This window comes from Kitasatospora sp. NPDC049258 (genome assembly GCF_040678895.1).
Classification (GTDB): domain Bacteria; phylum Actinomycetota; class Actinomycetes; order Streptomycetales; family Streptomycetaceae; genus Kitasatospora.
In genome coordinates this window covers 1-18791 of sequence record NZ_JBFAQT010000004.1, presented here as the reverse complement: position 1 = coordinate 18791, position 18791 = coordinate 1, and the positions used below count along the sequence as shown (strand labels likewise).

General features: G+C 74.4%; 15 protein-coding genes and 1 rRNA gene. 8 read left to right on the top strand and 8 right to left on the bottom strand.

The features are described from left to right. Nucleotides 1-83: 83 nt before the first annotated feature. Nucleotides 84-1454 carry a cellulase family glycosylhydrolase gene (locus AB0K43_RS04890; RefSeq protein ID WP_363635827.1) on the top strand — a complete coding sequence of 457 codons (1371 nt, stop codon included), beginning with the start codon at nt 84-86 and terminating at the stop codon, nt 1452-1454. A gap of 9 nt (nt 1455-1463) precedes the next feature. Here the strand turns inward: AB0K43_RS04890 and AB0K43_RS04885 are convergent, their stop codons facing one another. Both AB0K43_RS04885 and AB0K43_RS04880 read right to left on the bottom strand, forming a co-directional pair. Further along, nucleotides 1464-3488, bottom strand: a complete 2025-nt coding sequence (locus AB0K43_RS04885) for a M3 family metallopeptidase (protein ID WP_363635825.1) — start codon at nt 3486-3488, stop codon at nt 1464-1466. A gap of 56 nt (nt 3489-3544) precedes the next feature. Then, complete coding sequence (locus AB0K43_RS04880; RefSeq protein WP_363636261.1) at nt 3545-3772, bottom strand: ester cyclase; 228 nt, start codon at nt 3770-3772, stop codon at nt 3545-3547. A gap of 169 nt (nt 3773-3941) precedes the next feature. Here AB0K43_RS04880 and AB0K43_RS04875 point away from each other — a divergent pair, with 169 nt between their 5' ends. Beyond that, a complete protein-coding gene (locus AB0K43_RS04875; protein ID WP_363635823.1) occupies nt 3942-4367 on the top strand; it encodes a hypothetical protein in 426 nt (141 codons plus the stop codon). A gap of 79 nt (nt 4368-4446) precedes the next feature. Further along, the gene (locus AB0K43_RS04870; RefSeq protein ID WP_363635821.1) at nt 4447-6147 is read left to right on the top strand and encodes a bifunctional 3'-5' exonuclease/DNA polymerase; all 1701 of its coding nucleotides are present in this window, start codon (nt 4447-4449) and stop codon (nt 6145-6147) included. A gap of 8 nt (nt 6148-6155) precedes the next feature. On the opposite strand, the gene dhaM is transcribed toward AB0K43_RS04870, so the two are convergent. Further along, on the bottom strand, nt 6156-6548 hold the full coding sequence (gene dhaM / locus AB0K43_RS04865; protein ID WP_363635819.1) for a dihydroxyacetone kinase phosphoryl donor subunit DhaM: 393 nt from the start codon (nt 6546-6548) through the stop codon (nt 6156-6158). A gap of 122 nt (nt 6549-6670) precedes the next feature. Here dhaM and dhaK point away from each other — a divergent pair, with 122 nt between their 5' ends. Both dhaK and dhaL read left to right on the top strand, forming a co-directional pair. After that, nucleotides 6671-7666: a dihydroxyacetone kinase subunit DhaK gene (dhaK, locus tag AB0K43_RS04860; protein WP_363635817.1), complete on the top strand. Its 996-nt coding sequence runs from the start codon at nt 6671-6673 to the stop codon at nt 7664-7666. A 12-nt stretch (nt 7667-7678) separates the two neighbouring features. Continuing rightward, nucleotides 7679-8308, top strand: a complete 630-nt coding sequence (gene dhaL / locus AB0K43_RS04855; protein ID WP_363635815.1) for a dihydroxyacetone kinase subunit DhaL — start codon at nt 7679-7681, stop codon at nt 8306-8308. A gap of 27 nt (nt 8309-8335) precedes the next feature. Here dhaL and AB0K43_RS04850 read toward each other — a convergent pair whose 3' ends face one another. After that, nucleotides 8336-9532 carry a PP2C family protein-serine/threonine phosphatase gene (locus AB0K43_RS04850; protein WP_363635813.1) on the bottom strand — a complete coding sequence of 399 codons (1197 nt, stop codon included), beginning with the start codon at nt 9530-9532 and terminating at the stop codon, nt 8336-8338. Nucleotides 9533-9800: 268 nt separating this feature from the next. Between AB0K43_RS04850 and AB0K43_RS04845 the strand changes: the two genes are divergently transcribed. Together AB0K43_RS04845 and AB0K43_RS04840 are read left to right on the top strand one after the other, a co-directional pair. Next, nucleotides 9801-9986: a cation transporter gene (locus AB0K43_RS04845; protein WP_363636259.1), complete on the top strand. Its 186-nt coding sequence runs from the start codon at nt 9801-9803 to the stop codon at nt 9984-9986. A gap of 72 nt (nt 9987-10058) precedes the next feature. Beyond that, nucleotides 10059-12323, top strand: a complete 2265-nt coding sequence (locus tag AB0K43_RS04840) for a heavy metal translocating P-type ATPase (protein WP_363635811.1) — start codon at nt 10059-10061, stop codon at nt 12321-12323. A gap of 27 nt (nt 12324-12350) precedes the next feature. Here AB0K43_RS04840 and AB0K43_RS04835 read toward each other — a convergent pair whose 3' ends face one another. The 3 genes from AB0K43_RS04835 to AB0K43_RS04825 all read right to left on the bottom strand — a co-directional run bounded on the left by AB0K43_RS04835 (nt 12351) and on the right by AB0K43_RS04825 (nt 17329). Beyond that, on the bottom strand, nt 12351-13070 hold the full coding sequence (locus AB0K43_RS04835; RefSeq protein WP_363635809.1) for an SDR family oxidoreductase: 720 nt from the start codon (nt 13068-13070) through the stop codon (nt 12351-12353). A gap of 569 nt (nt 13071-13639) precedes the next feature. Continuing rightward, the gene (locus tag AB0K43_RS04830) at nt 13640-14929 is read right to left on the bottom strand and encodes a citrate synthase (protein WP_363635807.1); all 1290 of its coding nucleotides are present in this window, start codon (nt 14927-14929) and stop codon (nt 13640-13642) included. 225 nt (nt 14930-15154) lie between these two features. Further along, nucleotides 15155-17329, bottom strand: a complete 2175-nt coding sequence (locus AB0K43_RS04825; RefSeq protein ID WP_363635805.1) for an ATP-dependent RecD-like DNA helicase — start codon at nt 17327-17329, stop codon at nt 15155-15157. A gap of 331 nt (nt 17330-17660) precedes the next feature. On the opposite strand from AB0K43_RS04825, the gene AB0K43_RS04820 reads away from it, so the two are divergent. Further along, nucleotides 17661-18401 (top strand): VOC family protein, encoded by a 741-nt coding sequence (locus AB0K43_RS04820; protein WP_363635803.1) that lies wholly within the window; start codon nt 17661-17663, stop codon nt 18399-18401. Nucleotides 18402-18493: 92 nt separating this feature from the next. Here AB0K43_RS04820 and rrf read toward each other — a convergent pair. Then, a 5S ribosomal RNA gene (gene rrf / locus AB0K43_RS04815) occupies nt 18494-18610 on the bottom strand. Between the last annotated feature and the right edge of the window lie 181 nt (nt 18611-18791).

Sequence of the window (18791 nt, the reverse complement as noted above, 5' to 3'; positions counted from 1 at the left end):
TGACCTCCACCCCCGCGGCCACCGCAGCCACAGCCACAGCCACAGCCACAGCTGGCACCGTACCCGCCGAACACGGCCGCCCCGTGGCCGCGTTCCCCACCGGGACGGTCACCACCGCCGACGGCCGCACCCTGTTCACGGACGAGGCCGGGCGGGTCCTGCAGCTGCGCGGCTTCAACCTCGACAAGTACGGCGAGGCCACCGAGGCCGACCTCCGGTCGATCGCCGCCCGCGGCTTCACCCTGGTCCGGGTGGCCGTCTCCTGGACCAGGCTGGAGCCGGCCCGGGGCCGCTACGACCGGGCCGAACTGGACCGGCTGCACCGGGTGCTGGGCTGGGCCGAGCGGTACGGGCTGCTGGCCGTGATCGACTTCCACCAGGACGTCTACGGGCCGAAGTTCGGCGGCGGCGACCGGGGCATCCCGCTCTGGGCCACCCGGGACGAGGGCCTGCCGTTCGTCGAGGACCCGGACGACTGGTTCGCCGGGTACTTCCAGCCCGCCGTCCAGGCCGCCTTCCGCCACCTGTACGACGACGCCGACCTGCGCCGCCTGCAGGCCGGGTTCTACACCTGGCTGGCCACCGAACTGCGCGGCCACCGCTCGCTGCTCGGCTACGACCTGTTCAACGAGCCGTCCGGGCCGATCGACGGCGACCCGGCCGACCCCGCGGTGCTGGTGGCGGCCTCGGCGGCGCTGGAGCGCGACCGGCTGCCCGCGATGTACCGGCGGCTGATCACCGCGATCCGCCGGGTGGACGACCGCTCCTGGCTGTTCGTGGAGCCGACCGTCCTGGTCGGCCAGGGCGTGCCCACCCAGCTGCCCGCCCTGTCCGACCCGCGCCCCGGCCCGGACCGGCTCGGCTACGCGCCGCACTTCTACGACACCGCCGTCGAGGCGGGCCGGGACTGGGATCCGGCGGGCGGCTTCGTCGAGCGCTACACCGCCGCGATCTCCGCGTATCCGGCCGCGCACCGGCTGCCGGTCCTGGTCGGCGAGTGGGGCCCTCCGAACTCCCGGACACCGGGCAATGCCGAGCTGGTCCGCCGTCAGGTCGAGGCGATGTCCGGCTTCGCGGCCGGCTGGACCATGTGGTACTGGTGCCGGGGCACCGGCGGCTACTGCGCGCCCGGCCCGGACGGCCGGCCCGCGCCCGGGGAGGAGCCGGCCTTCGGCCCGTACCCGGCCGCGCTGGCCGGGCGGCCGGTCTCCGAGGGCTACCGGGACGGCGGTCGCTGGTCGCTGACCTTCATCGCGGGGCGAACCCCGGGCCGGACCGAGGTGGTGCTGCCCGCCGGTGCCTACCCGCACGGCGTCCGGGTGACGGTCGCCGGGGCCCGGGCCGCGGTGGTGGACGTCCGGCAACCGGAGGCGGACCGGGCCGGGGTGGCCGGGATCCTGCTGCCGGGCGTCCGCGCGGGGGCGAGCGTCACGGTGACCCTCGCCCCCCGCTGACCGAGCGGCTCAGCCGAGCCCGCGCCGGGCCAGCAGCGGCTCGGTCCGCGGGTCGCGGCCGAGCACCGCCCGGAAGGACTCCAGCGCTTCGCGGCTGCCGCCCCTGGAGAGCAGCTCGGCCCGGAAGATCCCGCCGCTCTCGCGCACCGGGCGGCCGTTGGTCCGGAACCACTCGACGGTGTCGGCGTCCATCACCTCGGACCAGATGTAGGCGTAGTACCCGGCGCTGTACTCGTCCGCGAAGATGTGGCTGAAGTAGCTGGTGCGGTAACGCGGCGGGATGCCGGGGACCAGCAGCCCGGCCCGGGCGAGCGCCCGCGCCTCGAACTCCTCGGCGTCGGCGATCTCCTGGCCGGCCGGGAGGGTGTGCCAGGCCCAGTCGAGCAGGGCCGCCGCCAGGTACTCCACCGTGCGGAAGCCCTGGCCGAAGTTCTCCGCCGCCTCCAGCCGCCGCAGCAGCTCCTCCGGCAGCGGTGCGCCGCTCTCGTGGTGCCGGGCGAAGTTGGCCAGCACCTCGGGCCAGGTCATCCACATCTCGTTGACCTGGGAGGGGAACTCGACGAAGTCGCGCGGCACCGCGGTGCCGGTGAACAGCGGGTAGCGGACCGCGGAGAACAGGCCGTGCAGGGCGTGGCCGAACTCGTGGAACAGGGTGCGGACCTCGTCCCAGGTGAGCAGGGCGTGCTCGCCCGGCGCCGGCTTGGCGATGTTGAGGTTGTTCACCACCACCGGCCGCCGGCCCAGCAGCTCGGACTGCTCGACCAGTTCGTTCATCCAGGCGCCGCCGCGCTTGGTGTCCCGGGCGAAGAAGTCCGCCACGAAGAGGCCGAGCGCCGTGCCGTCGGCCTCGAAGACCTCGAAGACCCGGGCGTCCGGGTGGTAGGCCGTCAGGTCGGCGCGCTCGGTGAAGGTCAGCCCGTAGGCCAGGCCGGCCGCGAAGAACACGCCGTCGTGCAGCACCCGCTCCAGCTCCAGGTACGGGCGCAGTGCCGAGGCGTCCAGCTGGTAGGAGGTCCGGCGGACCTGCTCCGCGTAGAACGCCCAGTCGTGGGCGGCGAGTTCGGTGATGCCGTCGGCCTCGGCGGCCTTGCCCAGCTCGGCCCGCTCGCGCTCGGCGTTGGCGACGGCCGGCGCGACCAGGCGGGCGAGCAGGGCGTCGACGGCCTCGACGCTGCCGGCGGTCTCGTCGGCGACCACATGGGCGGCGTGGCTCGGGTGGCCGAGCAGCTCGGCCCGCTCGGCCCGCAGCCCGGCCAGGCGGATCGCCAGCGGGCCGTTGGTCCCGGCGGCGCGGCCGAGGGCGGCGGTCAGCAGCCGCTCGCGCAGCGCGCGGTCGGTCAGCTGGGCCAGCTCGGGCTGGTTGGAGATGTTCTTCAGGCTCAGCACGTACTTGCCGTCCAGCCCGAGCGCCCGCCCGTTCTCGGCGGCCGCGGCGACGGCGTCGGCCGAGAGGCCGGCCAGCTCCTCGGCCCGGTCGAGCACGATCGCCCGCTCCTTGTCGGCCGTGCGCAGGTTCTTGCGGAAGGCCGCGGCATCGGTCGCGAGCTGGGCGTTGATCTCGCGCAGCCGCTGCTGCTCGGTGGCGCCGAGCCGGGCGCCGGCGCGGACGAAGGCGCTGTGGTGGCGCTCCAGCAGCCGCAGCGACTGGGGGTCGAGGCCGAGGCCCGCGCGGACCTGGTGGAGGGTGTCGAACCGGGCGAACAGCGCCGGGTCGAGCAGGATCGCGTCCTGGTGCGCCGCGAGCCGGGGGCTGATCCGTGCGTCCAACTCCTGCACCGCCGCGGTGCCGTCGGAGGACGACTGGTTGGCGAAGACCAGCTCGACCCGGCGCAGCAGGGCTCCGGAACGCTCCAGCGCCACCACGGTGTTCTCGAAACTCGCCGGCTCCCGGTTCGCCGTGATCGCGGCGATCTCGGCGAGCTGCTCGGCCATGCCCCGCTCGAAGGCCGGCAGGTAGTGCTCTTCCCGGATCTCGGCGAAGGGCGGCAGTTCGTAGGCCAGGGTGCTTGGCCCGAAGAAGGGGTTGAGACTCATTCGACCGACCATACGCGGTGGCATCAAAGCTGCCTACCTCCACTTTTGAAGGCCGGTCAGTCGGCCGTCGGCCAGTCCCAACCCGGCTGCAGGAAGCGGCCGCGACGGTCCGAGACGCCGCGGATCTCGCTGATCGGACCGTCGCCGACGGTGAGGACGAACACCGCCTCGGTGCGGAACGCGCGCCCGGTCGGCCGCGGCATCCGCGGGTGGGCGCCGGAGCTGACGCCGCTCTGGGTGATCCTGGCGACCACCCGGTCGCCCTCGGCGATCAGCTCGTCGATCTCCGCCTGGTACCGCCGGAGCGCGGTCAGCTGCGGAACCGACCGCCAGGCGCGCCGGTCTGGACCGTGCCGAAGTGCTCCGGGCCGCGCTCGAACCCGCCGACCGGGACGGCATCGAGAAGCTCTCGATGCGCCGGCCCGGCCCGGCGCGGCGCTCGGCGTCGAGGCGATGACGCTGTACCACTACGTCCCCACCAAGGGCGCGCTGCTGGACGGCCTGGTCGAGCTGGTGGTCGCCGCGGTCCGCCCGGCCCTCGTCGGCTCGCCGACCGAGGGCCCGACCGAGGGCCCGGCCGACGACCCGACCGAGGGCCCGGCCGACGCCTGGCCCGCCCTGCTGCGCGGCTTCGCGGTCGCCTTCCGGGCCGAGCCGCTGCGCCGTCCCGGGGTGATCCCGCTGGTCGCCACCCGGCCGGTCGGCACCCCGGACGCCCTGCGGACGGTCGAGGAGACCGCCGCCGCCCTCGGCCGGGCCGGGCTCCCCACCCTGGCCGCCGCCGTGGCCGGCGGACTCGGCACCCCGGCCGACCACCAGGCCCGCTTCGACCTCGCTCTCGACGCGCTGCTCACCGGCCCGGCCGCGGCCTGCCGCTGACTGTCCGACCCACCCGCTACCGTCGGACCCGCACCGCGGATCCGCACCCGCGGCCGACCCAGGAGAGGAGGCACCGCCGATGGCAGCGCCGACCGCACCACGCTTCGCCCTCGTGCCCGACCAGCACGGGGCCGGCGGACGCCTCCAGCCGCTGGACGAATCCGGCACCCCGCTCGGCCCGCCGGTCCACCACCCGCGCCTGGCCGCCGCGGTCGCCGCCGCCGAGGAGGCCGGGCAGCCGCGCTGGGTCTGGGCCGCCGCCGACAGCGGGTACGCGCCGCTGCTCCCGCTCCGCCTCGGCCGCTGCCACGACCTGCGGCTGGTCGAGGCGCTGCTGCTGGGCCACGAGGGCCGCTGGGGCGCGCCGCGCTCGCTCGGCGCCGCCTGGGCCAGGCTGAAGGGCCTGCCCGTCCCCGCCGACCTGCCCGAAGCCGGCGTCGACGACCAGGACAGCCTGTTCGCCCCGGACCGCCTCCAGCTCCCGCCGGGCACCGACCCGCTCGCGGCCGTGGTGGCCGTGCACGCCGAGCAGCAGCGCCGGCTCGGGGCCGTCGCCGATCCGGCCGCCCGCTCCCGGTTCCGCCTGCTGGTGGCGGCCGAATCGGCCGGCGCGCTGCTGGCCGCCGAGATGGCCCACGACGGCCTGCCCTGGCGCACCGACGTCCACGACCAGTTGCTCACCGAGCTGCTCGGCCCCCGCCCGGCCATCCCCGGCACCCAGCCCAAGCGGCTGGCCGAGCTCTCGGTCGAGCTGCAGCAGTCGCTCGGCGGCCGCCCGTTCAACCCCGACTCGCACGGCCAGGTGCTGCGGGCCTTCGCCGACCGCGGCATCCAGCTCGGCTCCACCCGCAGCTGGGAGCTGCGCTCGGTCGACCACCCCGCGGCCGAGCTGATGATCCGCTACAAGGAGCTCTCCCGGCTGCACGCCGCCCACGGCTGGGCCTGGCAGGACACCTGGGCCAGGGGCGGGCGGTTCCGCCCCGAGTACGTGGTCGGCGGCGTGGTCTCCGGGCGCTGGGCCAGCCGTGGCGGCGGGGCGCTGCAGATCCCCCGGGTGCTGCGCGGCGCGGTGGTCGCCGACCCGGGCTGGGCCCTGGTGGTCGCGGACGCGGCCCAGCTGGAGCCCCGGGTGCTGGCCGCCCTCTCCGAGGACGCGGGCCTGGCCCGCAGCGCCGCCGGCGGCGACCTGTACCAGGCACTCGCCGCCACCGCCTTCCAGGGCGACCGGGAGAAGGCCAAGCTCGGCCTGCTCGGCGCCATGTACGGCCAGACCAGCGGCGACATCGGCCCGCTGCTGGCCACCCTGCGGCGCCGCTACCCCGCCGCGATGGGCTACGTCGAGGCCGCCGCCCGCACGGGCGAGGACGGCGGCGTGGTGCACTCCCGGCTCGGCCGGGCCTGCCCGCCGCCCTCCGCCGACTGGCTCGACCTGACCGAGGCCCCGGAGAGCGCGGGCGACACCGGCGGGCGCTCCGCCCGGGCCCGGGGCCGGTTCACCCGCAACTTCGTGATCCAGGCCAGCGGCGCCGACTGGGCGCTCGCCCTGCTCGCCTCGCTGCGCCGCCGGCTGGCCGTGCTCGCCCACGGCCGGGACCGCCCGCACCTGGTGTTCTTCCAGCACGACGAGGTGATGGTGCACACCCCGCTCGACCTGGCCGACCAGGTGGCGGAGGCCGTCGCCGCGGCGGGCGAGGAGGCCCGCCTCCTGGTGTTCGGCGACACCCCGGTCCGCTTCCCGCTGAGCACCGCCGTGGTGGAGCGCTACGCCGACGCCAAGTAGCGGGCGGCTCAGAACTTCCGAAAGCCCCTGGCCTGCTCGGCGGCCGCCACCACCTCGGCCAGCGCGGCACCGGTCGAGGCCGTCACCACCGCGGCCACCGCGCCCTCCACCAGCGGCGCGTCCGCCAGCACCAGGTCCTCGTCCGGGTGGTCCGCCAGTACGGTGCGCGCGGTCAGCACCGAGCTGCCGAGATCGGCCAGCAGGACCACGCCGGCCCCGCCGTCCGCGGCCCGCACCGCCCGGGCGATCAGCTCGTAGCTGGTGCCGAGCCCGCCCTCGGCCGTGCCCGCCGCCGGCACCACCGTCACCGCCGCACCGCCCAGCCGCGCCAGCAGCTCGCCCAGGCCCGCCGCCAGCGCGGCGCTGTGCGAGACCAGTACCACGCCGACCCGACCGTCCACGGGCCGAGCCTAACCGGCCCCGCCGGCACGGTGGTTCGTGCCCGCGGCGTGTCGTTGCGGGCGGTCGCCGGGCACCCCGGGCGTAACGTCGGTCGAAGGATCCGCCGAGGGGAGCCAGCGCCGTGAAGAAGCTGATCAACGACCCGGGGACCGTCCTGCCGGACGCGCTCGCCGGGTTCGCCGCCGCCCACCCCGAGCTGGCCGTGGACCTGGCCGCCCGGGTGGTCGCCCGAACCACCCGGCCGGTCAGGCCCAAGGTCGCCCTGGTCTCCGGCGGCGGTTCCGGGCACGAGCCGCTGCACGCCGGCTTCGTCGGCCCCGGCATGCTCGACGCGGCCTGCCCGGGCGAGATCTTCACCTCCCCGGTGCCCGACCAGGTGCTCGCGGCGGCCCGGGCCGTGCAGCAGGGCAGGGGCGTCCTGCTGGTGGTGAAGAACTACACCGGCGACGTGCTGAACTTCCGGCTCGCCGCCGAGCTCGCCGCCGAGGAGGGCATCGAGGTCCGCACCGTCCTGGTGGCGGACGACGTCGCCGTCCAGGACTCCACCTGGACGGCCGGGCGCCGCGGCACCGGCGCCACCGTCGCGGTGGAGAAGATCGCCGGTGCGCTGGCCGAGCTCGGGGCAGCGCTGCCGGAGGTCGCCGCCGTCGCCGAGCGGGTCGCCGCCGCCTCCCGTTCCTTCGCGATCGCCCTCACCGCCGCCACCGTGCCGGGCGTCGGGCACCCCGGGTTCGACCTGCCGGAGGACCGGATCGAGGTCGGCGTCGGCATCCACGGCGAACCGGGCCGCCGCCGCGCCCCGCTGCGCCCCGCCCGCGAGCTGGTCGCGGAGGTGGTGGACACCATCCTCGCCGACCACCACCTCGACCCGGGCGACCAGGTGATCGCGCTGGTCAACGGCCTGGGGGCGACCCCGCTGCTGGAGCTCTACCTGGTGTTCGGCGAGGTGCACGCCCGGCTCGCCGAGCGCGGCGTCCGGATCGCCCGCAACCTGGTCGGCAACTACGTCACCAGCCTGGACATGGCCGGCTTCTCCCTCACCCTCACCAAGGCCGACGACCACCTGCTGGAGCTCTGGGACGCCCCGGTGGCGACCCCCGCGCTCCACCGGTCCTGATCCGGAGCGCCCATGGACACCCTGGACACCGCCCTCGCGGCAGCCTGGCTGCGTGCCGCCGCCGCGGCGGTCGACCGGCACGCGCCGGAGCTGACCGCGCTGGACTCGGCGATCGGCGACGGCGACCACGGCAGCAACCTGCGCCGCGGCTTCACCGCGCTGGCCCCGCTGCTGGCCGCACCACCCGCCGGCGGCCCCGGCGAGCTGCTGCGGGCGGCCGGCAGCACCCTGATCTCCCGGGTCGGCGGGGCCAGCGGCCCGCTCTACGGCAGCGCGCTGCGGGCCCTGGGCGCCGCCCTGCCCGCTGCCCCGGCGACCGCCGCCGAGCTGGCCGAGGCGCTGGCCGCAGCGCTGGCCTCGGTGCAGCGGCTGGGCGGCGCGCAGGTCGGCGACAAGACCATGGTGGACGCGCTGGCCCCGGCCGCCGAGGCCTTCCGGGCGGCGGCCGGCCAGGGGCTGCCGGCGGCCGCCGAGGCCGCCGCCCGCGCCGCCGAGCAGGGCGCCCGCGACACCGTGCCGCTGCAGGCCCGCAAGGGCCGGGCCTCCTACCTGGGCCCGCGCAGCGTCGGCCACCAGGACCCGGGGGCCACCTCCACCGGGCTGATCCTGCGCGCGCTGGCCGAGGCGGCCGCCGCCGGCTGAGCCGGGGTCGGCCGGGGCCGGCCGGGGTCAGCCGCCGCGCCCGGCCGAGGAGCGGTCCTGGTCGCTGCGGCTGATCAGCATCAGCAGCGCGTCGTCCCCCAGCTCCCCGCCGGTGTGCACCAGCAGGTCCGCGTACACCCGCCCGACCGCCGACTCCAGCTCCGCGGGCGACCGGGCGGCCCCGCCCACCAGCGCGCCGACCCGGTCCGCCAGCGGGTAGAACTCGCCGGTGCGCCGGTGCCTGGCCTCCACCACCCCGTCGGTGCAGAGCACCAGGACGTCGTCCGCGCCGAACGGCACCCGCATGACGGCCGGCTCGCCGACCGCCAGCGAGCCCAGCCCCAGCGGCACCCAGGGGTCCGCGGCCTCCAGCACCGTCACCCGGCCCTCCCGGCTGACCTGGATCGGCGGCACATGGCCGAAGTGCAGCAGCTCGACCCGGCCCGGGTCGGCGAACTCGGCGAACAGCGCGGTGGTGAACTCGCCGTCCGGCACGTGCCGCTCCACGCTGGCCTCGATCCGCGCGGCGACCTTCCGCAGTTCCCGCTCGTCGTACGCGGCCTCCCGGAACGCGCCCAGCACCACCGCCGCCGTCTGCACCGCGCCCAGCCCCTTGCCGCGTACGTCGCCGACCAGCACCCGGGTGCCATTCGGCGTGTCCAGCACCGAGTAGAGGTCGCCGCCGATCCGGGCGGCGTCGGCCGCGGAGACGTACCGGACGGCCAGCTGCAGCGGCCCGACGCTCGGTCCCGGCTGGCGCAGCAGGGCCCGCTGGGCCGCCTCGGCGACCGAGCTGACGGCGGCGAAGGCGGCGGCCCGGCGCATCCGCAGCCGCGCGATCCAGGCGCTGATCGCGGTCATCGCCACGTAGCTCACCATCGCGCCGAGCAGGAACCGGCCGTCGCTGAGATCGGCCACCTGGTCGTAGTAGCTCAGCCAGACCAGCGAGACCAGGCCCAGCGCGCACACCAGCAGCAGCTCCAGCGGCCGCAGCGTCAGGCACGCGATCGACGGCACGACCACCATCAGCGGGGCCAGGTAGCGGTCCTTGCCGGACAGGTAGTCGGCCAGCGAGACCACCAGGATGGCCAGCAGGGCCGGTGCGGCCCTGCGCCGGAACGAGAGGTCCTGCAGGTCGGCGGCGAGCAGGGCGCTGCGCCGGCGGGCCGGCGGCACCCCGCCGGCCCTGGGCAGGGCCGAGCGGCTCCGGCTGTTCCAGGACACATTTCGAACATATCCGAGGAATTGGCCCCTCGCGCCGCGCGGGCAGGGCCGCCCGGGGGCCACCAGAACGGGCGAATCCCCGCGATCCGGGTACGACCGGGCGGCGATCAGCAGCCATGCTGCGAGTCAGGCCACACCCGCCCCCACTCCTGGGAAATACCCCTGGGGGGTATGGTGTTGGAGCAGACAGACCGGCGGCGACCCGCCTGCGCCGCCCTACCTCCGGAGGTCCCCCGTGTCCAGCACCATCACCTACACCGTCACCGGCATGAGCTGCGGCCACTGCGAGAAGTCGGTGAGCGCCGAGGTCGCCGCACTCCCCGGCGTCACCGAGGTCGCGGCGGACGCCAAGGCCGGGACGGTCACCGTGTCGGCCTCGGCGCCGCTGTCCGAGGAGCAGCTCCGGGCCGCCGTGGACGAGGCCGGTTTCGCACTGGTCGGCCAGGCGGCCTGAGCCCGGGAGCGGGGGCGGCGAACGACCGTCGCCACCCCCGCAACGGCTCTCCGAAGAGGAGCAGATCGAGCCATGAGCACCACCCAAGGCATAGCACCCGCCGCCGTCGAGCGGGTCGAACTCTCGATCGGCGGGATGACCTGCGCCTCCTGCGCGGCCCGGATCGAGAAGAAGCTCAACCGGATCGACGGCGTCGAGGCCACGGTCAACTACGCCACCGAGCGGGCCCGGGTCGACTTCGGCCCCGGGGTGAGCGTGGCCGACCTCATCGCCACGGTGGAACGCACCGGCTACACCGCCGAACTCCCGTCGCCCCCCGAGCCCGCCGCCGAGACCACCGCCCCCGGCCGGCCCGCCGCGGAGAGCGACCCCCAGCTGCGCCGGCTGCGGGTCAGCGCGGTCCTCGCGGCCCCGGTGGTACTGCTCTCCATGATCCCCGCGCTCCAGTTCGACAACTGGCAGTGGCTCGCCTTCGCCCTCACCGGCCCGGTCGTCGGGTACGGCGGCCTGCCCTTCCACCGCGCCGCCTGGACCAACCTCCGGCACGGCGCGGCCACCATGGACACCCTGGTCTCACTGGGCACCCTGGCCGCCTTCGGCTGGTCCGTCTGGGCGCTGTTCCTCGGCCACGCCGGGATGCCGGGCATGCGGCACGGCTTCACCCTGGCGGTCGGCGGCCAGGACGCCGCGAGCACCCTCTACCTGGAGACCGCCGCTGCCGTCACGGTGCTGATCCTGCTCGGCCGCTGGCTGGAGGCCCGCTCCAAGCGCCGCGCCGGCGCCGCCCTGCACGCGCTGCTGGAGCTGGGCGCCAAGGAGGTCTCGGTCCTCCAGGACGGCCGCGAGGTCCGGCTGCCGGTCGACCGGCTGACCGTCGGCGCGCGCTTCGTGGTCCGGCCCGGCGAGAAGATCGCCACCGACGGCACCGTGCTGGAGGGCGGCTCGGCGGTGGACGCCTCGATGCTCACCGGCGAGTCCGTCCCGGTCGAGGTCACCGCAGGCGATCCGGTCACCGGCGGCACCGTCAACGCCGGCGGCCGGCTGGTGGTCGAGGCCACCCGGGTCGGCGCCGACACCCGGCTGGCCCGGATGGCGAAGCTGGTCGAGGAGGCGCAGAACGGCAAGGCCGCCGCCCAGCGGCTGGCCGACCGGATCTCCGCCGTCTTCGTCCCGGTGGTCGTCCTGATCGCCCTGGGCACCCTGGTCGGCCAACTGCTGGCCGGCGCCGGCACCACCGCGGCCTTCACCGCCGCCGTGGCCGTGCTGATCATCGCCTGCCCGTGCGCCCTCGGCCTGGCCACCCCGACCGCACTCATGGTCGGCACCGGCCGGGGCGCCCAGCTGGGCATCCTGATCAAGGGTCCCGAGGTGCTGGAGAGCACCCGCCGGGTGGACACCGTCGTCCTCGACAAGACCGGCACGGTGACCACCGGCCGGATGTCCCTGGTCGCGGTGCACACCGCCGAGGGCACCACCGAGCGGGAGGTACTGCGCCTGGCGGGCGCGCTGGAGCACGCCTCCGAGCACCCGATCGCCGCCGCCGTCGCGGCCGCCGCCGCCGAGCGCCTCGGCGCCCTGCCCCCGGTCGAGGGCTTCGAGAACCTGCCCGGTCGCGGTGTCCTCGGCGTGGTGGACGGGCACACCGTGCTGGCCGGCCGGGAGGCCCTGCTGGCCGACCGGGCGCACCACCTGCCGCCTGCCCTGGCCGAGGCCCGGCGCCGGGCCGAGGCGGCCGGGCGCACCGCCGTGGCGGTCGGCTGGGACGGCGCCGCCCGGGCCGTCCTGGAGGTCTCCGACACCGTGAAGCCGACCAGCGCCGAGGCGATCGCCGCGCTGCGCGCCCTGGGCCTGCGCCCGGTGCTGCTCACCGGCGACAACCGCGCGGTGGCCCGATCGGTGGCCGCCGAGGTCGGCATCGCCGACGAGGACGTGCTGGCCGAGGTGCTGCCCGAGCAGAAGGTGGCAGCCGTCCGGCGGCTGCAGGCCGAGGGGCACGTGGTGGCGATGGTGGGCGACGGCGTCAACGACGCCGCCGCGCTGGCCCAGGCGGACCTGGGCCTGGCCATGGGCACCGGGACGGACGCGGCGATCGAGGCTGGCGACCTGACCCTGGTCCGCGGCGACCTGCGCGCGGCGGCGGACGCGATCCGGCTGGCCCGCCGGACCCTGGCCACCATCAAGGGCAACCTGTTCTGGGCCTTCGCCTACAACGTGGCCGCCGTCCCGCTGGCCGCGGCCGGGCTGCTCAACCCGGTGGTGGCCGGCGCCACGATGGCCTTCTCCTCGGTCTTCGTGGTCAGCAACAGCCTGCGGCTGCGCAAGTTCCGCGCCTCCTGACGACGGCGGGCCGGCTGCTCGGGCGGATCACCGCCCGAGCAGCTCGCCGCCGTTGCAGTGCAGGATCTCGCCGGTGATGAACCCGGCGTCCGGCGAGGCCAGGAAGTAGACCGCCGCGGCGACCTCACCGGACTCGCCGATCCGGCCGACCAGGGTGCGCGCCGCGCGCCGGGACACCTCGGCCTCGTCCAGCCGCGGCCCGAAGAACTCGGTACCGGAGACCGTCCCGGGCGCCACGATGTTGGCGGTGATGCCGGAGGGCCCGAGCTGGGCGGCCAGGAAGTGGTTCCAGGCGTGCAGCGAGGCCTTCGCGGCCCCGTACGAGCCGGCTCCGCGCAGCGCGGCGATCGAGCTGACCGTGACCACCCGGCCGGAGCCCGGGGTGAGCCGGTCCCGGATCGACTCGGTGAGCATCACCACGGTCAGCACGTTGCGCTCGAAGTCGCCGCGCCAGCGCGCCAGGACCGCGTGCGGACCGGCACCGATCACGGTCTCCCGACTGCCCGCGTTGTTCACCAGGACGTCGATCCGGTCCGGCAGCGAGGCCAGCACCGCCTCCACCGCGTCCGGATCCGCCAGGTCGCAGACCACCGGGGTGACACCGGCGCCGAGCTCGGCCGCGGCCCGCTCCAGCACCGCCCGCCGACGGCCGACGATCACCACCCGTTCGCCGGCCTGGGCGAACCTGCGCGCCACCTCGTACCCGATCCCGGTGCCACCACCGGTCACCACGACGTTCCTGGTCATCTGCGCAACTCCCTCCCTGCCCAGCCACCGCTTCGCCGCACATGCGAGGCGGTCCGTCCGGAATGAGACGATTCCTATCACGCTGGGTTGCCATGGCTGCGGGGAGGGTGACACCGCCGGGCCGGCGTTCGGTGTGATATGGGCCGCCGGGGCCGCGCCGCAGCGGGTGGGAGCCAGGCGTCCGCAGCGGGTGGAGCGAGGCGCACACGGAGCGTGGCGAGAGCCAACTCACACCCCCTACCCGTAACTTTGCGCCCCCTGTTACGTCTTACCTTGTACAGCGCGGCAGCTTTCGGTGCGCGGCGACGAAGGAACGGCAACGTCTCCGCCCTCGGCCTCTGCCGCCGACGGGGCTCCGGCGGGCCCCGGGACGGCCGTCGATCGGCGGCCAAGGCGCACGACGCCGGGGCGCAACCAGACCTGGGACGCTTTGAGCGGCCGTTTCCGGGGCGAGGTGGCTCCCGGGCGTCGTGCGCACGGCGTGCGGACCGGGCGGCGAGACCGCCCGGGTACGGCAAAGGGCCCGGCTGCCAGGTGCAGCCGGGCCCTTTGCGTCGGTCAGGCCGAGGTCAGCGGGACTCGACCGGCACGTAGTCGCGGATCGCGGTGCCGGTGTAGATCTGCCGCGGACGGCCGATCCGGCTGCCCGGGTCGTTGATCATCTCGTGCCAGTGGGCGATCCAGCCCGGCAGCCGGCCGAGCGCGAACAGCACGGTGAACATGCTGGTCGGGAAGCCCATGGCGCGGTAGATCAGGCCGGTGTAGAAGTCCACGTTCGGGTAGAGCTTGCGCGAGACGAAGAAGTCGTCGCTGAGCGCGTGCTCCTCCAGCTTGAGCGCGATGTCCAGCAGCTCGTCGGACTTGCCGAGCTGGCCGAGGACCTCGTGCGCCAGCTCCTTGACCAGCGCGGCCCGCGGGTCGAAGGCCTTGTACACGCGGTGACCGAAGCCCATGAGCTTCACGCCGTCCTCGCGGTTCTTCACCTTGCGGATGAAGGCGTCGACGTCGCCGCCGTCCTTCTTGATCTGGTCCAGCATCTCCAGCACGGCCTGGTTGGCGCCGCCGTGCAGCGGACCCCACAGGGCGGAGATGCCGGCCGAGACCGAGGCGAAGAGGTTGGCGTGGCTGGAGCCGACCAGGCGCACCGTGGAGGTGGAGCAGTTCTGCTCGTGGTCCGCGTGCAGGATCAGCAGCTTGTCCAGCGCGTTCACGATCACCGGGTTGAGCTCGTAGTCCTCGGCCGGGACCGCGAAGGTCATCCGGAGGAAGTTCTCCACGTAGCTCAGGTCGTTGCGCGGGTAGACGAAGGGCTGGCCCATCGCCTTCTTGTAGGCGTAGGCCGCGATGGTCGGCAGCTTCGCCAGCAGCCGGACCGTCGACAGGTGGCGCTGGGCCGCGTCGAACGGGTTGTGGCTCTCCGGGTAGAACGTGGAGAGCGCGCCGACCACCGAGGACAGCATCGCCATCGGGTGCGCGTCCCGGGGGAAGCCCTGGTAGAAGCGCTTGACGTCCTCATGCAGCAGGGTGTGCTGGGTGACCTCGTTGGAGAAGGTCGCGAGCTGGTCGGCGGTCGGCAGCTCGCCGTTGATCAGCAGGTACGCGGTCTCCGCGAAGTTGCCGCGCTCGGCGAGCTGCTCGATCGGGTAGCCGCGGTAGCGCAGGATGCCGTTGTCACCGTCGACGAAGGTGATCGCCGACTTGTACGCCGCGGTGTTGCCGAAGCCGTTGTCCAGGGTGACCAGACCGGTCTGCGGGAGCAGCTTCGAGATGTCGAAGCCGGCGTTGCCCGCAGTGCTCTCGACGACGGGGTACTCGAACTCGTCGTCCTGGTACCGCAGTACTACCGATTTGTCGCTCACGTCTTCCTCACCGACGAAATGAATCCTCATCCGAGTGCCCTGACGGTCTCTACGATCCCCCATCCGGAGGATGGCTGCGCACTCGGGGTGGGCCGGAAAGGGGCCCGACCTACAAAAGCTGTCGCCGCAGCCGGTATGAACCGGACAAGATCGGCACCTGACCAGGTTCCGCCCTAAATCTCTTCACGTCAAGACAACCCCCGACCGTACCCGCCCGTCGGAGAATCATCCAGTTGCCAGTCGGTGGTCCAGGGCCGAATGGCGCCGACCTGCGCTGACGGCCCGTACCGCCTGCCCGATCGCCTTCCGCGACCCGACGAGCACAACGAGTCGTTTCGCCCTCGTCACGGCCGTGTAGAGCAGGTTCCGCTGCAGCATCGTCCAGGCCGACGTAGTGACGGGAATCACCACCGCCGGGTACTCGCTGCCCTGCGAACGGTGGATGGTCACCGCGTACGCGTGCGCCAGCTCGTCCAGCTCGTCGAAGTCGTACGGCACCTCCTCGTCCTCGTCGGTGAGCACCGTCAGTCGCTGATCGTCCACGCTCAGCGAGGTCACCACCCCCACCGTGCCGTTGAAGACGCCGTTCTGCCCCTTCTCGTAGTTGTTCCGGATCTGGGTGACCTTGTCCCCCACCCGGAACGTCCGCCCGCCGAACCGGCGCTCCGGCAGTCCCTCGCGGGCCGGTGTCACGGCCGCCTGCAACAGGGTGTTCAGATTGCCCGCGCCGGCCGGCCCGCGGTGCATCGGCGCCAGCACCTGGACGTCCCGGCGCGGGTCCAGCCCGAACTTCTGCGGGATCCGCCGCGCCACCACGTCCACCGTCAGGCCGGCCGCCCGCTCGGCGTCATCCTCCACGAACAGGAAGAAGTCCGACAGCCCGTCGGTCAGCGGCGGCAGCCCCTCGTTGATCCGGTGCGCGTTGGTCACCACACCGGACTGCTGGGCCTGCCGGAAGATCCTCGTCAGCCGCACCGAAGGGACCGGGCTGCCCGGCGCCAGCATGTCCCGCAGCACCTCGCCCGCCCCCACCGAGGGCAACTGGTCCACATCCCCCACGAACAGCAGGTGCGCGCCCGGCGCCACCGCCTTCACCAGCTTGTTCGCCAGGATCAGGTCCAGCATCGACGCCTCGTCCACCACCACCAGGTCCGCGTCCAGCGGGCGGTCCCGGTCGTACGCCGCGTCCCCGCCCGGCCGCAGCTCCAGCAGCCGGTGCACCGTAGACGCCTCCACCCCGGTCAGCTCCGCCAGCCGCTTCGCCGCCCGACCCGTCGGCGCCGCCAGCACCACCTTGGCCCGCTTGGCCAGCGCCAGCGTCACGATCGACTTCACCGTGAACGACTTGCCGCAGCCCGGGCCGCCGGTCAGCACCGCGACCTTCTCGGTCAGCGCGAGGCGCACCGACTCCCGCTGCTCGGGCGCCAGATCGGCCCCCGTCCGCTTCGCCAGCCAGCCGAGCGCGGCCTCCCAGTCGACGTCGGCGAAGCCCGGCATCCGGTCCGCGTCCGCCCGCAGCAGCCGCAGCACCTGGTTCGACAGCGAGATCTCGGCCCGGTGGAACGGCACCAGGTACACCGCCGTGATCGGCTGCCCCTCCGCCCCCGGCACGCTCTCCCGGACCACACCCTCCTCGGCCACCAGCTCCGCCAGGCAGTCGATCACCAACCCGACGTCCACCTGCAGCAGCTTCACCCCGTCCGCGATAAGCCGCTCCTCGGGCAGGTAGCAGTGCCCCTGATCGCTGCTCTGCGACAGCGCGTACTGCAGGCCCGCCTTCACCCGCTCCGGGCTGTCGTGCGGGATCCCGACCGCCTGGGCGATCCGGTCCGCCGTCAGGAACCCGATGCCCCAGACGTCGGCCGCCAGCCGGTACGGCTCGTTCTTCACCACGCCGATCGAGCTGTCGCCGTACTTCTTGTAGATCCGCACCGCCAAGGAGGTCGACACCCCGACCCCCTGCAGGAAGACCATCACCTCCTTGATGGCCTTCTGCTCCTCCCAGGCCGCGGCGATCATCTTGGTCCGCTTGGGCCCCAGCCCCGGCACCTCGATCAGCCGGCCCGGCTCCTGCTCGATCACGTCGAGCGTGTCCACCCCGAACCGCGTGACGATCCGCTCGGCGAACCGGGGCCCGATCCCCTTGATCAACCCCGACCCCAGGTACCGCTGGATCCCCTGCACCGTCGCCGGCAGGACGGTGGTGTAGTTCTCCACCGTGAACTGCTTGCCGTACTGCGGATGCGAACCCCAACGGCCGAACAGCCGCAGGGACTCCCCCGGCTGCGCCCCCAGCAGCGCACCGACCACCGTCAGCAGGTCGTTCGCCCCGCGCCCGGTGTCGACCCTGGCCACCGTGTAGCCGGTCTCCTCATTGGCGTAGGTGATCCGCTCCAGCACGCCTTCGACCTGCGCGAGCTGGCGCTGGGGCTGGCCCTGGGCGGAAGGCTGGGCCTGGGAAGGGGGTTGGGCCTGGGCAGGGGGTTGGGACAGCGGCCGGTCCTGGGCCCGACCGGCCGGCCTCGCGCCCGGCCGCACACTGTCCGGCTCAGCCGCCCGACGCTGCTGCGTGGCCACTGGGCCCCCTCTCGCTACTGGTGACCGTCCGCTACGCACCGTACCTCCCCGCGCCGACAGCCGTGCCCCGGGTGGACATCCCCGTTTGTGGGCCCACGACACCGCACCGAGGATGCAGACAGAGCGCCCGCACCAGCCCCGCCCGGAGCACCTCATGACCGCCGCCGTCCGCCCGGCCGCCGCAGGACCGGCCGTCGTGCTGCACTCCCGCGACACCGAGGCCGCCGCCGCCTTCTACGCGGCCCTGCTGGGCTGGAGGTTCACGCCGCCGACCGCCGCCGACCCGGCTCGCTTCCGGCACGGCGGCCGGACGGTGGCCACCGTGCTCCCGCTCCCGGCGCGGGACGCCGCACCGGCCTGGACGCCGGCCTTCCCGTGCCGGGACCTCCCGGCCGCCGCCCGCCGCGTCCTCACCGCGGGCGGCACGCTGCGGCCCGGCCCGCCCCGACCGCCCCGGCCGACCTGGGCGGCCACCGACCCCACCGGCGCGGGGTTCGCCCTGCAAGGCGGCACCCCCGCTCCCGGCGCGCCGGGCGGCCCGTACTGGACGGAGCTCTTCAGTCTCGACCCGGCGGCGGCCAAGGCCTTCTACCGGGCCGCCCTCGGCTGGCGGGACGAGGACATCCCGTTCGAAGGCGGCCGCTACACCGTGGTGGCACCCGCCCACTGCGGCATCCGCCAGCTGCACCCTCGGGAGGCCGCCGCCGGCATCGGCTCGCACTGGCTGCCCTACCTGGAGGTCGAGGACGTGGACCGCAGCACCGACCAGGCCTGCCGGCTCGGTGCCACTCTCCTCGCCGCCGCCCGGGAAAGCCCCGGATTCGGCCGGTCGGCCCGGCTCGGTGATCCGGAAGGCGCGGTGTTCGCCCTCGTCAGCGGCCGGCGGGCCGGGTAGCGGACCGGGGATGCGTCGGGAACCGGCCGGGAATGCGGCCGGGAATGCGAAAAGCCCCTCCGGGTGACCCGGAGGGGCTTCTCTGAAAGATTGTTCGGCGGCGTCCTACTCTCCCACAGGGTCCCCCCTGCAGTACCATCGGCGCTATGAGGCTTAGCTTCCGGGTTCGGAATGTAACCGGGCGTTTCCCTCACGCTATGACCACCGAAACACTATGAAACTGTCAACCGCACCAACCGTGTGACCAAACCCGGCTGGGGTCGTTGTTTCAGAACAACACAGTGGACGCGAGCAACTGAGGACAAGCCCTCGGCCTATTAGTACCGGTCAACTCCACCCCTCACGAGGCTTCCATATCCGGCCTATCAACCCAGTCGTCTACTGGGAGCC